This is a genomic window from Pradoshia sp. Z5_111, assembly GCF_058267535.1.
In genome coordinates, this window is the sequence record NZ_JBZCPQ010000001.1 from 225,734 (window position 1) to 240,330 (window position 14,597).

Below are 14,597 nucleotides of genomic sequence, written 5' to 3' on the forward strand. Positions count from 1 at the left end.
ATAGTTATCATGAATAAGTCCATATGAATAGTAAATTTCAATATTATGGGGTACAAACGGAGATTAGCACCAAGCGTTTGTGCCCCTTTTTAGTTATCTATAAGTAAACTACTGTAAAGCTTAAATGCAGGAATAAAAAGACAAGCTATAATTCTCCTATTTAAGGTTTAAAGTATATACAATTGGGAAATTAAATTATATTAATATAATATTTTTGAAATAACTTTTTTAAAACGGTCAAAAAATCTTTCTATAGAAAGTATTTAAACAAGAAAAGGGAGAGAAGCTAGTATGTTTGAAATCAAAGGAAAAGTAGCAATCGTAACAGGTGGAGCAAATGGAATTGGTAAAGAAGCGGTAAAAGCTATTCTAAACAAAGGTGGAATCCCTGTTATTGCAGACTTCAATGAGGAGTTGGGAAATCAAACTGCCAAAGAGTTAAATGTTGAATTCTTGAAAGTAGATGTATCAGACGAAAAACAAGTAAAAGATATGGTGTCACACGTGGTTGGAAAATATGGACACCTTGACATAATGGTAGCAAACGCAGGTATTGGTGGGGGGAGGTAGCACACTAGACCTTTCAACACAAGATTATGAAAAATATATCGGAGTTAATCAGAACGGCGTATTCTTTTGTAGCCGTGAAGCGATTCGTCAAATGGTTGCTCAAGGTACGGGTGGTGCGGTCATTAACGTTTCTTCAATTCTAGGCTTAGTAGGTTCTGCAGGTGCTTGTTTCTACAACGCTAGTAAAGGCGCAGTAAGATTAATGACAAAATCAATGGCCTTGGAATTTGCTCCTTTTAACATTCGAGTAAACAGTATCCATCCCGGATATGTTATTACAGGTATGGTAAATGAGGATGTTGCAGGAACAGAAGGAATTGAAATGTTAAAATCTCTTCATCCGCTATCAAAAGGAATCGAGCGTTTAGGAAAACCAGAAGAAATTGCACATGCAATCATTTTCGCAATTGAAAATACATTTTTGACTGGGGCAGAAATTGTCGTAGATGGCGGATATACTGCTCAATAATATAGGGATACAGATATAATGGACACCCACTAATAAAAGTGGGTGTTTTATGTTGTCTAATTTATCTAGGTTGGTCATCATTGGTTGTTTCATCATGTTTCAAAATGAAACGTCTTCTTTGAATATATATGCGCGCTTTGAGGAGCTACGGATATTAAGTTCTTCACGATATTTTGCGACTGTTCTACGAGAAATTTGAATACCTTCACCTTGAAGGATCATGGTTAATTGCTGATCTGTTAGTGGTGCAGCGTTATTTTCTTGCGTTATCAATTCTTGAATACGGCTTTTTACATAGGCAACTGAGTCCATTTTTCCAGATTGATTTGTAAGCCCTTTCACAAAAAGAGAACGTAAAGCGAATACCCCAAGAGGTGTCTTTATATATTTATTGCGGATGGCACGACTGATTGTAGATTCATGCAAATTCAGTGCTGTCGCGATATCTTTTATACGAATTGGCTTAAGAGCTTCGATACCGTACTCAAAAAAATCTTCCTGCAAGTCTATGAGCATGCGAGCTAAAGCGTATAAAGTACGGTCACGCTGCTCAATGCCCTGGGTTAGTAATAAAATATCCTTTATGCATGTTTGATAATAATGGTCATGCGTTTTGGAATTTTTCAGCATTTTTACATATTCTTCATTTATTTCGATTTTCGGTCGGAGCGGGTGCTGTATTTGCACAACCCATTCTCCTTCTATACATTCCACAACTATTTCAGGCACGATATAGCCATCTTCCTGATTTAATGAAGTGGGTGGTGTTGGATTCAATGTACGTATATATTGAATAGTTCTCTTCACTTCTTTTACAGAGACTTGATAGTACTTGCTCAAAAATTTAATTGATAATTTGGCCACTTTCTCTAGGTGATTCTTAATAAATGGTGCTGCTAGTGGAGGTGCACATAAATCATTATCAACCTGTATAAGTAAGTATTCAGTATGGTTTCGGGCGCCTATACCGAATGGTTCAAAGCTTTGTAATAAATATAAAAGATTTAACACAACTTCATACTCTACATGAAAAGCTTGTGCAACGTCTTCTATATCGATATCTAAAAAATAGTTTTCATCTAAGTTATAAATCATATATTTTAAAATGCGGATATCCTTTTCCGATAAATTATGCTGGAGTGGAATCTGATCAAAAATAAAAGAAAGTGACGATTCCTTGGAAGCAATATGTTGAATCACATCATGTTTTTCCCCATAAGTTTGAGTTTGTGATGCCGTATTTTTGAATACCGTTGTTGTATAGTCAAGTAAGTTTGTCACTTGTTCATTAATGGTGTTGATTAGCGGATTTTCTGTAGCGCGTTCATAGATTAAATTTTCTAATTCATCATTAGATAGTTGTAATATTTCTAAATGCTGAAGCTGCTCCGTTGTTAATACTTTTGCAAGCTTTTGTGAAGTTTGTAGTTCGAAATTCATGAAACTCCCCCTTCATTGTGTAAATTCCCTTTGTACTGTGTATTTTAATATGTATTTTAAAAAATTACCATAAATTTCTAAATATTTAATAAAAGTCGGTTCCTTTGGCATGCAAATTGCTGATAACAGGATAAGCAGAAAATTTACTTTTTGGGGGAAAATGTATGACTCAAAAAATATCTGTATTTCAAGGTGATGTTGTACAGGGGAATCGTATGGGAAGCAGGCTCGGCATTCCTACAGCTAACTTATCACTGCTAGGCAACGTTCAATTTCCTACACTTAACGGTGTTTATAGTGTACATGTATTGATCGATGGCCATAAATATTTTGGTGTCATGAATATTGGTGTAAGGCCGACATTCAAACAAAGCCCAAAACAAAAGACATTTGAGGTACACATCTTGAATTTTAATCAAGATATTTATGGTCAAACGATAACGGTTGAAATTTGCCAATTTATTCGCAATGAAAAGAAATTTAAAACGGTTGAGTTGTTGAAAGCCCAATTAAAGCAGGATTGTATTATTGCGAAGCAGCAGTTACAGCAAATACATAGATCTGAAAGTTATTTCCAAAAATTCTCTTCAGAAATCAATTCAGATGTCATTCATTTACCCGATTTAGATTTTGTTCGTTTTTGTGAGCAAACTTTCAACATTAATCGGGGTGTGTACAACACGATTGATAAATGGTTTGCAGAAAATCAATCAAAGAATATTGTACGGAGACGTACATTGATTTTACGTTTTCTATATTGGGTTACAGATTATTTACCTAAAGGGGAAAAGTTGGAGTTTGGAATGAAGGGGCTTACAGAGCAATTAACATGCTATTGTAATTATCATGTTTTACAAAAGGAATCTCATTTGGCATAGCTCTTGCTTAAAGCTTTATGTGGGAAAAATGGGAGGGATATGGATGTATCAAAATATTGTGCTTGAAGAACTTCAGCAAATTGGCCTGATTAAAATCAATCGTCCAGCGGTACGCAATGCTTTAGATACTAAAACATATGATGAGCTCGAGCAAGCCATTACCGCTTTTGAAAGAAATGAAAATATCGTTGTGATTGTGCTGACAGGTGAGGGTGATAAAGCGTTTGCTTCAGGTGCAGATATCCAGCAACTGCAGAACCGACGCTTTATTGATGCGTTAGAGCCCGGCTTACAAGGTGTTTGTAAGCGCTTAGAACAAAGCAGTAAAGTATCGATTGCTGCTGTAAACGGCTTCGCTTTGGGTGGTGGCTGTGAATTAGCACTGGCCTGTGACATCCGTATAGCATCCAATAGGGCGAAATTTGGATTACCAGAATTAAATTTAGCGATTATTCCTGGTGGTGGCGGTACACAGCGTTTGGCACGAATAATCGGTAAAGGAAGAGCACTCGATATGATTTTAACCGGTGCTATCATTTCTGCAGATCGTGCAGAGCATATTGGATTAATATCAAAGGTTACTGAACCGGAACACCTGATAGCTGATGTACAGGAGTATGCGCAGGCAATTATATCCAAAGGTCCAGTAGCACTGCGTTTGGCAAAAATGGTTGTACATCAAGGCTTTGATTTAAATTTAGAATCGTCTCTGATGCTTGAAAAACTTGCACAGGCCATTGTTTTTGAAAGTGAAGATAAGCTAGAAGGTACAACTGCTTTTTTGGAAAAACGACCTGCTAATTTTCTTGGCAAATAACAGAAGTGAAAGAGGGAACGAAATGTTAAAAATCGCAGTTATTGGCGCAGGTGTGATGGGACGTGGAATTGCACATGCTGCGGCCATTACAAACTTTGACGTAGTGTTGCAAGATATTTCTGAGGATGCTTTACATAATGCCGAAGCACAAATTAAAAAAGATGTTGAAAAAGCAATTTCTCGAGGTTACGCAGTAGAAGCAGATCTTACAGCTATATCAAATGTTCGCTATACAACAAGCATAGAAAAGGCGGTGATTGAAGCTGATCTAGTTATTGAAGCAGTGCTTGAAAAGATGGATTTAAAGATTGATATTTTCCGAACATTGGATGACATCTGCCCACCACATACCATCCTAGCGACAAATACCTCAACAATGAGCCCTACAGAAATTGGTGCGCAAACAAATCGAGCTAGACAAACCATCGCAATGCACTTCTTTAATCCTGTACCACGAATGAAGCTTGTAGAGATTGTTCGAGGGTTGGATACAGCAGATGAGACATATGAATTTGTGAAACAGGTTGCTCTGAAGATGAACAAGGAAGTCGTAGAAGTCAATGAATTCCCTGGATTTGTGACAAGTCGGATGAATTGTTTAATTGGCAATGAGGCTATGAATATGCTAATGGAAGGTGTAGCTTCGGCAGAAGATATTGATAAAGCCTTAAAACTAGGCTTGAACCATCCAATGGGAGCGTTAGAATTAGCAGATTTAGTCGGGTTAGATTCACGCTTGCGAAATATGCAATATTTATATGAAACACTTGGCGAGAAGTATCGGCCATCTCCTTTATTAATCAAATATGTTAAGGCTGGTCGATTAGGGAGAAAATCTGGACAGGGCTTTTATAAATACGATTAGGGTGGCGTAGTGATGACACAAGCAGTAATTATCGATTCTGTGCGTACAGCGATAGGAAAAATAGGTGGAAGTTTAAAAGAAGTAGAAGCTGATTATCTAGGTGCGGATGTTTTACAAGAAATCATCCGTCGGACACAGCTTAACCCAGAATTAATCGATGAAATAATTTTAGGGCAAGGAAAGCAAAGTACGGACATGCCTAACTTAGCACGTGTCGCGGCGTTGCGCGCTAAATTGCCTATACATATTCCAGGCTACACCGTGCATCGACAATGTGGTTCTGGTTTGCAAGCCATTAATAATGCCACACTTCAAATTAATGGGGGTTTAGCTGATTTCATTATTGCTGGTGGTGTAGAGAGCATGAGTACTGCACCTTACTATATTCGCAACGGCCGATATGGATTTGGTGCAGGGAATAGTGCCATTTTAGACCCTAATACGGAAAGTCAGCCGCGTTCTCAACCAATCGATCAATATGGATCATTCACTATGGGGGAAACGGCTGAAAATCTGGCAAAAAAATACAATATATCTCGCCAGGAGCAGGATGAATTTGCACTGCGTAGTCAGCATTTAGCTGCCAATGCCATTGCAAGTGGGCGTTTTGAAAAAGAAATACTGCCGATTGAAATAAAATCAAAACGAACAACGACTATTTTTAAAGTCGATGAGCATCCTCGGCTGTCGCCAATAGAAGTACTGGCAAAACTAAAACCTGTATTTTCAAAAGACGGAACTGTAACAGCGGGCAATAGCAGCGGCCGTAACGATGGTGCATCAGCATTATTAATAGCTTCTGAGGAAGCGGCATTACAGCATGGCTTAAAGCCAAAAGCACGCATTATCGCACAAGCCGCAGCAGGTGTTTCTCCAGAAATTATGGGCATTGGTCCAGTTCCTGCTACACAAAAAGCGTTAAAGCAAGCGGGATTGACATGGAATGATGTAGGTCTTGTTGAATTAAATGAAGCTTTTGCAGCACAGTCACTGGCTGTTTTGAAAGAGTGGGGCATTTCTTTAGATAAAGTCAATGTGAATGGTGGCGCAATTGCTCATGGACATCCAATCGGGGCAACTGGCGCGATTTTAATGACAAAGCTGCTGCACGAAATGGAGCGTCGAGGAGTACGTTATGGCGTCGTGACATTATGTATTGCAGGTGGTTTAGGGATTACAACAATTATTGAAAACTTACAAGCTTAGGAGGAAACACTGTGAATATTTATGTGTTGTTAAAAAGAACATTTCATACAGAAGAGAAGATTGTTATAAGTAATGGAGAAATCCAAGATGGTGATGCCGAATTTATTATCAATCCGTACGATGAATATGCAATTGAGGAAGCTATATTGCAACGCGATACACATGGAGGCAAAGTAACAATTGTCACGGTTGGTGATGAAGAAGCCGAAAAACAGCTGCGTACTGCTTTAGCAATGGGTGCGGATGAAGCAGTTCTTATTAATGAAGAAGATATTGAAAATGGCGATACACATTCAACTGCACAAGTGATTGCACAATATTTAGAAGATCGACCAGTTGATTTAATCTTAGCCGGTAATATGGCAATTGATGGAGGTTCTGGACAGGTTGGCCCGTTAGTAGCAGAGCTATTAAACATCAATGCGGTGACAACCATCACGAAATTATCAATTAATGGTGAGATAGCAACAATTACACGGGATGTCGAAGGGGATGAAGAGCTCCTGGAAATTCCATTGCCATTGCTTGTGACTTGTCAGCAAGGCTTAAATGAACCGCGTTATCCTTCTTTACCAGGCATTATGAAGGCAAAGAAAAAGCCAATTGAGGAAATTGAACTGGATGACTTAGATTTAGAGGATATTACAGGTTTAACGAATCAAGAGGATATATTCCTGCCGGCAGAAAAATCAGATGGGAAAATTTTGGAAGGTGAGCCACAACAACAAGTACAAAGTTTAATTCAAGCGCTCCGTACGGAAGCAAAAGTAATTTAAGGAGATGACAAACAGATGACAACCATATTAGTTGTGAGTGAACTGCGTGATGGTGAATTGCGCAACGTTAGTTATGAAGCAATCCAGGCTGCGAAGCAATTGGATTCAACAGCTGAAATTGTAGCAGTCGTTATGGGAAATGCAACAGAACAACATGGACAAGCACTTGTGCAAGCTGGTGCAGGGAAAGTCCTATTAGTGACAAATGAGCAATTATATATGCCAACTGCTGAAAGCTCAGCACAAGCTTTGCGTCAGGTAATAGAAGAGATACAACCATCCTATATCATTCTTGGCCATACATCATTAGGAAAAGATGTAGCGCCTCGACTGGCAGCAAGATTACAGGCGGCATTAATTTCAGATGTTATTAAAATAGAAGAAAACGAAACATTTACGCGTCCTATTTATGCTGGAAAAGCATTTGAAACGCGATCTTCGACAACCGATACAACCATTATTACGATTCGTCCGAATAATATTGAAGCTGCAGTACGTGATAAAGCGCGTTCAGGAGAAATTGAAGAAAAAACAGTAGAATTACAGTCTTTGCAAACGGTAATAAAAGATGTCGTTCGTAAAGTATCTACAGGTGTTGATTTATCAGAGGCAAAAGTCATTATTGCAGGAGGACGAGGGGTTAAAAGTGAAGAAGGCTTTGGCGCTTTACACCAATTAGCAAATATATTAGGCGGTGCTGTTGGTGCATCACGTGGAGCATGTGATGCAGGCTATTGTGATTATGCACTGCAAATCGGGCAAACAGGTAAAGTTGTAACACCTGATTTATATATTGCATGTGGTATTTCCGGAGCGATTCAGCACGTGGCTGGCATGTCTAATGCAAAGATTATTGTTGCTATTAATAAAGATCCGGAAGCGAATATTTTTTCGATTGCCGATTATGGCATTGTTGGTGACTTATTTGAAATTGTTCCGTTATTGATTGAAGAGTTAAAGCAATCAACAGTCACATCGTAAAAATAAAAGGTGTATCCATGAATTGTGGATACACTTTTACACTAATTAAAGGGGTGTCCTCCATGTATGTGAACGGTGAATGGTTAGTAAAAGAGCAAAAAATAAAGGTGAGAAATCCAGCGACAGGTGAACTTGTTCAAGAAGTCGATAAAGGATCAAAAGAAGATGCAATTAACGCAATTGAAAGTGCTAAACAAGCTTTTCCATCTTGGTCACAAACGATTGCAATTGAAAAGGCAAAAATTTTAGAAAAAATTGCTGCAATGATTCTTGAGCATAAAGAGGATCTGGCATTAACGATTACAACTGAAATGGGGAAGCCAATCCAAAATTCGTATTATGAAGTGGACAGCACGGCTGCTTATTTTAAATGGTTTGCTGAAGAAGCACGCCGTATATATGGAGAACAAATTCCTAGCAATGCACCAAATAAGCGTTTATTAACAATTAAGCAGCCTATTGGAGTCGTTGCTGCCATCACACCATGGAATTTCCCGTTGCAAATGCTTAGCCGTAAACTGGCACCTGCATTAGCAGCAGGCTGTACATGTCTAATTCGTCCGTCTAATCAGTCACCGCTTAGCGCAATAAAATTAGTGGGAATTTTCGAAGAATGTGGGATTCCGCGAGGTGTTGTTAACTTGGTTATTGGTGGGGCGGAGGAAATAACAGACGTGTGGTTAGAAAGCCCGGATGTTAAGAAGATTTCGTTTACAGGTTCAACTGAAGTTGGGATAGAATTAATGAAGAAAAGTGCAGAAACAGTGAAAAAAGTGTCAATGGAGTTAGGTGGACACGCTCCATTTATTGTATTTGATGATGCTGATCTTGTTGCAGCTGTTGAAGGTGCGGTAACAACTAAATTTAATTCATCTGGGCAACAATGTGTATGTGCGAATCGCATCTATGTGCAAGAAGGAATTTATGATACATTTGTTGAGAAATATGTAGAAAAAGTAAAAGGATTGCCAATTGGAAACGGTGCCAATACTAGCTGCCGGATCGGACCACTTATTAATGAAGGCGCTGTTGCGAAAGTGAATGAACAGGTAGAAGACGCTGTTTCAAAAGGTGCATCCGTGCTAATGGGTGGACAGCGTGCAACATCCGTCGAATTACAACAAGGGTGTTTTTATGAGCCAACTGTATTAACTGGTGTAGACGATTCAATGTTGATTGCTGTTGAGGAAACATTTGGTCCTGTAGCTCCAATCTTTAAGTTCCAAACAGAGGAAGAAGTTATCCAGCGTGCGAATGATGTAGAATTTGGTTTAGCCTCTTATTTTTACACAAATGATCTTTCGAGAACGAACCGTGTTTTTGAAAAGCTTGAGTATGGGATTGTTGGTGTTAATGATGCAGCCCCGTTTGCCGTGCAAGCCCCATTTGGAGGCTGGAAAACGAGTGGTTTAGGTTCAGAGGGCGGGCATGGTATTGATGAATACTTAGAAGTGAAGCTTGGCTCATTTCAATTCCAGCAATCGTAAGCAGCAAGGAGGACGAACATGTTACAAGGAAAAGTAGCTCTTATAACTGGCGGTGCACGCGGGATGGGTGCTATGCATGCACGTGCGTTTAGAGATGAAGGCGCCAAAGTAGTATTCACGGATATTTTAGTGGAGGAAGGACTTAAGCTTGAGCAGGAATTAGGAGAGAATGTGAATTTTATGAAGCATGATGTATCTGATTCCGAAGCATGGGAAAACATCGTAAGTTCGACAGAAGAGCTTTTTGGACCTATTAATATTTTAGTAAACAATGCAGGGATTTCTATAAAAGGTGCTTTAGAAGAGATATCAGTTGAGGATTATATGAAGGTTATACAAATTAATCAAGCAGGAACCTTAATGGGAATGCAAGCGGTGCTGCCTTCTATGAAAAAAGCAGGCGGGGGTTCTATTATTAATATTTCATCGATATTAGGGAAAGCGGGGAGAGAAGACAGTGTAGCATATGTATCTTCTAAATTTGCTATCAATGGATTAACAAAAACTGCAGCATTAGAGTTTGCTAAATATCATATACGTGTCAATTCCGTTCATCCAGGTAGTATTCGAACAGATTTAACAGATTTAGTATATAAAACTGAAGAAGAACTTGCTGCTCGTGAAAAACATATTCCCGCAGGACGCTTTGGAAAATGTGAGGATGTTTCTAATTTGGTTATCTATTTGGCTTCTGACAAATCTTCATACTCTACAGGCTCAGAATTTGTAGTAGATGGTGGATTATTAGCAAGAATATAGAAGCTTTTTATCTGCTGGTGAATTACCAACAGATTTTTTTGATGAAATTTGAATACATTGTTTCAATAAAGAAACGACTTGTTTCAATTTTGGGATATTTATCAAGCTATTAAGTAGGTTTTTCTTACAAAAAATTGGGTTTTTTATTATAAATAATAAAAATATAGTACGTAAAAATAACTTTTCGCTTTAAATTATTTTTTTTCTTGAGCTTTTTTCGTTTGGTATATGAATTGCTTTGTTTACTGTAAGTACAGTTTTAATGAAAGCGATAACATTCAAATGAACACTAATGAATAAAAGGGGATGAAAATTGTATGGCTGAACAAGATATGAAGTTTGGATTGTTTTTCTTGAATTCGGTGCCACCAACAAAAACAGATGCAGAGGAATTGCGGGATGGGTTGGAGCAAATTCAAGTAGCTGATGGATTGGGATACGAGGCAGCATGGATTGCTGAGCATAATGCGCGCAGTTATGGGGTCGTAAGTAATACGGCTGTATATTTAGCAGCTGCAGCAGCAACGACGAAAAATATTAAATTAGCAACTGGTGTTACACGCTTGCCTTTGCACCATCCATTAAAAGTAGCTGAAGAAATGAATTTAGTAGATGTCATTAGTAATGGGCGCCTGTATTTAGGTGTTGGCAAAGGTTATGACAAACTCGAATTTGATGCTTACAATATCGATTTTGATGATCGTCACGAGCGTTATTTAGAATCTCTCGATATTTTAACAGCAGCGTTCCAATCTGAGCGTGTTACATATTCGGGTCAGTTTTACAATATTGAAAATGTACCTGTATATCCACGTCCTGCACAACAAGATGGCCCGCCTATTTTCGTGATGGTTTCTGGTAATGATGTATCGATCATTAATGCAGCTAAGCAGGGTCATTCATTTATGCTTGGTGGCATTACAAATGAAGATACAAAGCATAAAATCAAGCTATATCGAGAGTCAGCCATTGAGTCTGGTTTGAGTGAAGCATATGTTGAAGATATTCTTGCACGCTCAGGTAAGCTCTTATTCTGTTATGTTGCTGAAACGACAGAACAAGCGCAGGCAGAATATCGTGCTGGGCTTGAATGGTATATGAGCGAGCGTGATAGCCGTCCGACATTTGGTGTCATTGATCGTGAGCGTAATGTCGATTACGAACGCTTCTTGCAATCAGAAAATACACTTGTAGGTTCTCCGGAAAAAGTAATTGAAGATATTAAAGCATTTAGAAAAGAGACAGGCTTAAACAATATTATTTTATGGATGAATATTGGGGGGCAACTTCAAGCGAATGTATTGAAATCTATGAGACTATTCTCTGAGCAAGTAATGCCTTATTTTGAAGGTGCGGGAGTACAAAAAGTATAGTTAAAATTCTTCTTGGAATGGGGAGGACAATGAAGAAAAAACGAAGTTTATTATTAATCTTGTTGTTAATTGCTTGCACATTTTTATCAGCTTGCGGCTCAGGTGAATCAAGAGTTACCGCATCTGGTGAAAAGATTCACGCATTTAGTTTGAATTTCTCTGCTTCAGCCTCCAGTGATTTTGCAAAACAAGTGGTAGATCCCTGGATTAAATATGTTGAGGAAAAATCAGAAGGAAGATTAAAGGTACATGCTTATTCCGGGGCAGCCTTAGGTACATTAAATTCAGGATATGTAGATATCGAGGCGAGTGTATATGAGGCAGGATTTATTATTCCGGGATTGCATACAGACACAGATATGTTCCCACTTACAATTGGTGATATTCCATTTTTATTACGCTCTCCAGAAATTGTCCCAAAAGTTTTAGGGCCATTTATCGAAAAGTACGGTGAGGATATCTCCAATGACGTGACATACCTTGGAGTTACGTCAACAGATTCATATCAATTATTCGGTCAAGAGCCAATCAAAGGAACTAAAGATTTAAAGCATCAAAAAGTATCTGATAGTGTTGCTGGACGGATAGAACTATTAAAAACAATAGGTGCAACGCCTGTATCATTAGCAAATGCAGATTTATATGAGTCATTAGAACGTGGTATTACGGATTACGCTGTTTATACAGGGGTAGGAGCATTAGGGTATAAGCTCGATGAAGTAACAAATTGGATGACAAAAGTGGATATGGCCGTCAGTGTAATGCCTTTTTATATTAATTCAGCATTCGTAGAATCGCTGCCGAAAGATTTGCAAGAATTAATGATCACTGATTTAGGGCCGAAATTTAATCAATTATGTACAGATATGTATGCCAAAATGGCTGATAAAAATATTGGAATTTTTGAAGAACATGTTGCTGCTAATGGCGGCGGTGTATACGAACCAACAGACAAAGAAATTGCACAATGGAAAAAGCCAATTAAAGCACAAATGGATGCTTGGGTAAAAGAAGCTAACAAACGTGGTTATGATGGGCAGGACATGATGGATTATTATGTGGAACTTTTAGAAGTTGAAGGCGTAGAGGTACCAAAATAATCTTTATAGTGGCAAAAGTGATGAGCTTTTGCCACCACTTTTGTAAAAAGGGGGATGTACATGGCGTTTTTGGATAAATTTGCAAAGTGGTTTTCGTTCGTTATTGCCTATATTGCATATGCAGCACTTGTGGTTATGATGGTTTTTGTTGGTATAGCTGCAGTTGCCAGAGCAATGAATCAACCTATTATTGGTGATGTTGAAATTGTTCAGTTATGTATGGTTATATTAGTTGCTGGTTCGATGGCCTATACGGAATACCGTAACGGCCACGTTGAAGTAGGGATAATTGCAGACCATTTTCCAGCGGGTATTCAAAAGATCCTTGATATTCTTTCATTAACGCTAACGATAATTTTCTGTTTAGTTGTGGCGTATGCTTTTTATACTAATTTTGATACAGAACATTCTTCTATTTTACTAGGGTATAAGTACTTCCCTTTGAAAGCGCTTTTAATCGTTGGGTTTCTTGCATGGGCAATCATGGCATTCCAAAAGATTACCGTATTGCTAAGATTGAAAGAGTATAAAAAGTTTGAAGAATAGGAGGATGATATGATGAGCATGGAAATGGTTGGTGTAGTTGTAATAGTATCAGTGTTCATTTTAATGTTCTTGCGTGTACCGATAGTATTAGCGATGGCATTACCGTCGTTTATTGCCATCCTGTACTTAAAGACTGAAGTAGCATTATTTGCAGCAATTGAAAGTATTATTTGGGATCGGAGCAGTAACTACACATTAAGCACAATTCCTTTATTCGTTTTAATGGGCCAGTTTTTATTCTCAGCTGGATTCACAGATGATTTATTTGATACTTTCCGAAAGTTTTTTGGTCGTATTCGTGGAGGCTTAGCTATGGCTACTATTATTGCATCATCAGTTTTCGCATCATCATCTGGTTCCAGCTTGGCGACGACAAGTACGATTGGTTTAGTAGCATCAAAAGAGATGTTAAAGGCGAACTATGCAAAATCCTTAACAGGCGGGGCGATTGTAGCTGGTGGTACTCTGGGGATTTTGATTCCGCCGAGTACAATGTTTATTATATATGGGATGATTACAGAGCAATCTATTGGAAAGCTCTTAATTGCAGGTATTGTACCTGGCATTTTGTTAACATTATTCTTTGTATTAACTATTTATATCGTATTAAAAATACGTCCGGATATGGTTGGCGAACAACTAGATGAGCCAGTAAGCTTGTCTGAAAAATTAGCTTCATTAAAGGTAAATATTTGGATTATTTGTTTATTCATCGTTGTAATGGGAGGAATTTATCTAGGTTTCTTTACAGCTACTGAAGCGGCTGGAATTGGTGCATTGGGGGCATTTATTATTGCTCTATTACGCCGTAAATTAACGTGGAAAGCATTCTCAGATGCCATTTTTGGTACAATTAAAACGACAGGTTTTATCTTTGTTATTGTCATGGGTGCGTTTCTATTAAACTACGTTTTAACAGTCACACGAGTACCTAACTTATTGGCAGACTTTTTATTTGGTGCAAACTTGTCGCCATTTGCATTCTTCTTATTAATGGTTGTTATGTATTTAATTTTAGGGGCCATTATGGATACGCTTGCAATGGTTGTGGTAACGATTCCTATTTTATTACCTACTTTAATCGCGTATGACTTTGATCTAATTTGGTTCGGTGTCATTATTGTATTATTAGTAGAAGTAGCATTAATTTCACCACCAGTTGGTATGAACTGCTTCGTTTTACGAGGAGTAGTAAAGGAGTTAGATTTAGGAAGTATCTTTAAAGGTGCACTAATCTTTGTAATTCCAATCTTGGTGCTAATCTTCTTGCTATATACATTCCCAGATATCGCAACATTCTTACCAAACTTTATTAAGTAAAGGGGCGGGC

Annotated in this window: 15 protein-coding genes; 14 read left to right on the forward strand and 1 reads right to left on the reverse strand. The window is 38.2% G+C overall.

The features are described 5' to 3' along the window. Positions 1-291 precede the first annotated feature (291 nt). Both AC4D4A_RS01230 and AC4D4A_RS01235 read left to right on the forward strand, forming a co-directional pair. Positions 292-570, forward strand: a complete 279-nt coding sequence (locus AC4D4A_RS01230) for an SDR family NAD(P)-dependent oxidoreductase (RefSeq protein ID WP_490994208.1) — start codon at positions 292-294, stop codon at positions 568-570. After that, positions 557-1,039, forward strand: coding sequence for an SDR family NAD(P)-dependent oxidoreductase (locus AC4D4A_RS01235; RefSeq protein WP_490994209.1), 483 nt, complete (start codon positions 557-559; stop codon positions 1,037-1,039). Before AC4D4A_RS01230 ends, AC4D4A_RS01235 begins: the two co-directional genes overlap by 14 nt. Positions 1,040-1,138: 99 nt before the next feature. On the opposite strand, the gene rpoN is transcribed toward AC4D4A_RS01235, so the two are convergent. Next, positions 1,139-2,479: an RNA polymerase factor sigma-54 gene (gene rpoN, locus AC4D4A_RS01240; protein WP_490994210.1), complete on the reverse strand. Its 1,341-nt coding sequence runs from the start codon at positions 2,477-2,479 to the stop codon at positions 1,139-1,141. Positions 2,480-2,643: 164 nt separating this feature from the next. On the opposite strand from rpoN, the gene AC4D4A_RS01245 reads away from it, so the two are divergent. The 12 genes from AC4D4A_RS01245 (at position 2,644) to AC4D4A_RS01300 (ending at position 14,587) form a co-directional block, all read left to right on the forward strand. Continuing rightward, positions 2,644-3,357, forward strand: a complete 714-nt coding sequence (locus AC4D4A_RS01245) for a riboflavin kinase (RefSeq protein ID WP_490994211.1) — start codon at positions 2,644-2,646, stop codon at positions 3,355-3,357. Positions 3,358-3,400: 43 nt separating this feature from the next. Then, positions 3,401-4,174 carry an enoyl-CoA hydratase/isomerase family protein gene (locus AC4D4A_RS01250; protein WP_490994212.1) on the forward strand — a complete coding sequence of 258 codons (774 nt, stop codon included), beginning with the start codon at positions 3,401-3,403 and terminating at the stop codon, positions 4,172-4,174. A 22-nt stretch (positions 4,175-4,196) separates the two neighbouring features. Then, positions 4,197-5,039, forward strand: coding sequence for a 3-hydroxyacyl-CoA dehydrogenase NAD-binding domain-containing protein (locus AC4D4A_RS01255; RefSeq protein WP_490994213.1), 843 nt, complete (start codon positions 4,197-4,199; stop codon positions 5,037-5,039). A 12-nt stretch (positions 5,040-5,051) separates the two neighbouring features. Beyond that, on the forward strand, positions 5,052-6,245 hold the full coding sequence (locus AC4D4A_RS01260) for a thiolase family protein (RefSeq protein WP_490994214.1): 1,194 nt from the start codon (positions 5,052-5,054) through the stop codon (positions 6,243-6,245). Positions 6,246-6,256: 11 nt separating this feature from the next. Then, positions 6,257-7,021, forward strand: a complete 765-nt coding sequence (locus AC4D4A_RS01265; protein WP_490994215.1) for an electron transfer flavoprotein subunit beta/FixA family protein — start codon at positions 6,257-6,259, stop codon at positions 7,019-7,021. Positions 7,022-7,036: 15 nt separating this feature from the next. Next, complete coding sequence (locus AC4D4A_RS01270) at positions 7,037-8,002, forward strand: electron transfer flavoprotein subunit alpha/FixB family protein (RefSeq protein WP_490994216.1); 966 nt, start codon at positions 7,037-7,039, stop codon at positions 8,000-8,002. Positions 8,003-8,064: 62 nt separating this feature from the next. Then, the gene (locus AC4D4A_RS01275) at positions 8,065-9,489 is read left to right on the forward strand and encodes an NAD-dependent succinate-semialdehyde dehydrogenase (protein ID WP_490994217.1); all 1,425 of its coding nucleotides are present in this window, start codon (positions 8,065-8,067) and stop codon (positions 9,487-9,489) included. 18 nt (positions 9,490-9,507) lie between these two features. Beyond that, positions 9,508-10,248: an SDR family NAD(P)-dependent oxidoreductase gene (locus tag AC4D4A_RS01280; RefSeq protein ID WP_490994218.1), complete on the forward strand. Its 741-nt coding sequence runs from the start codon at positions 9,508-9,510 to the stop codon at positions 10,246-10,248. A gap of 317 nt (positions 10,249-10,565) precedes the next feature. After that, the gene (locus AC4D4A_RS01285; RefSeq protein ID WP_490994219.1) at positions 10,566-11,621 is read left to right on the forward strand and encodes an LLM class flavin-dependent oxidoreductase; all 1,056 of its coding nucleotides are present in this window, start codon (positions 10,566-10,568) and stop codon (positions 11,619-11,621) included. A gap of 29 nt (positions 11,622-11,650) precedes the next feature. Continuing rightward, positions 11,651-12,721, forward strand: coding sequence for a TRAP transporter substrate-binding protein (locus AC4D4A_RS01290; RefSeq protein ID WP_490994220.1), 1,071 nt, complete (start codon positions 11,651-11,653; stop codon positions 12,719-12,721). 60 nt (positions 12,722-12,781) lie between these two features. After that, complete coding sequence (locus AC4D4A_RS01295; protein WP_490994221.1) at positions 12,782-13,267, forward strand: TRAP transporter small permease; 486 nt, start codon at positions 12,782-12,784, stop codon at positions 13,265-13,267. 12 nt (positions 13,268-13,279) lie between these two features. After that, positions 13,280-14,587, forward strand: coding sequence for a TRAP transporter large permease (locus tag AC4D4A_RS01300; protein WP_490994222.1), 1,308 nt, complete (start codon positions 13,280-13,282; stop codon positions 14,585-14,587). Positions 14,588-14,597: the final 10 nt, after the last annotated feature.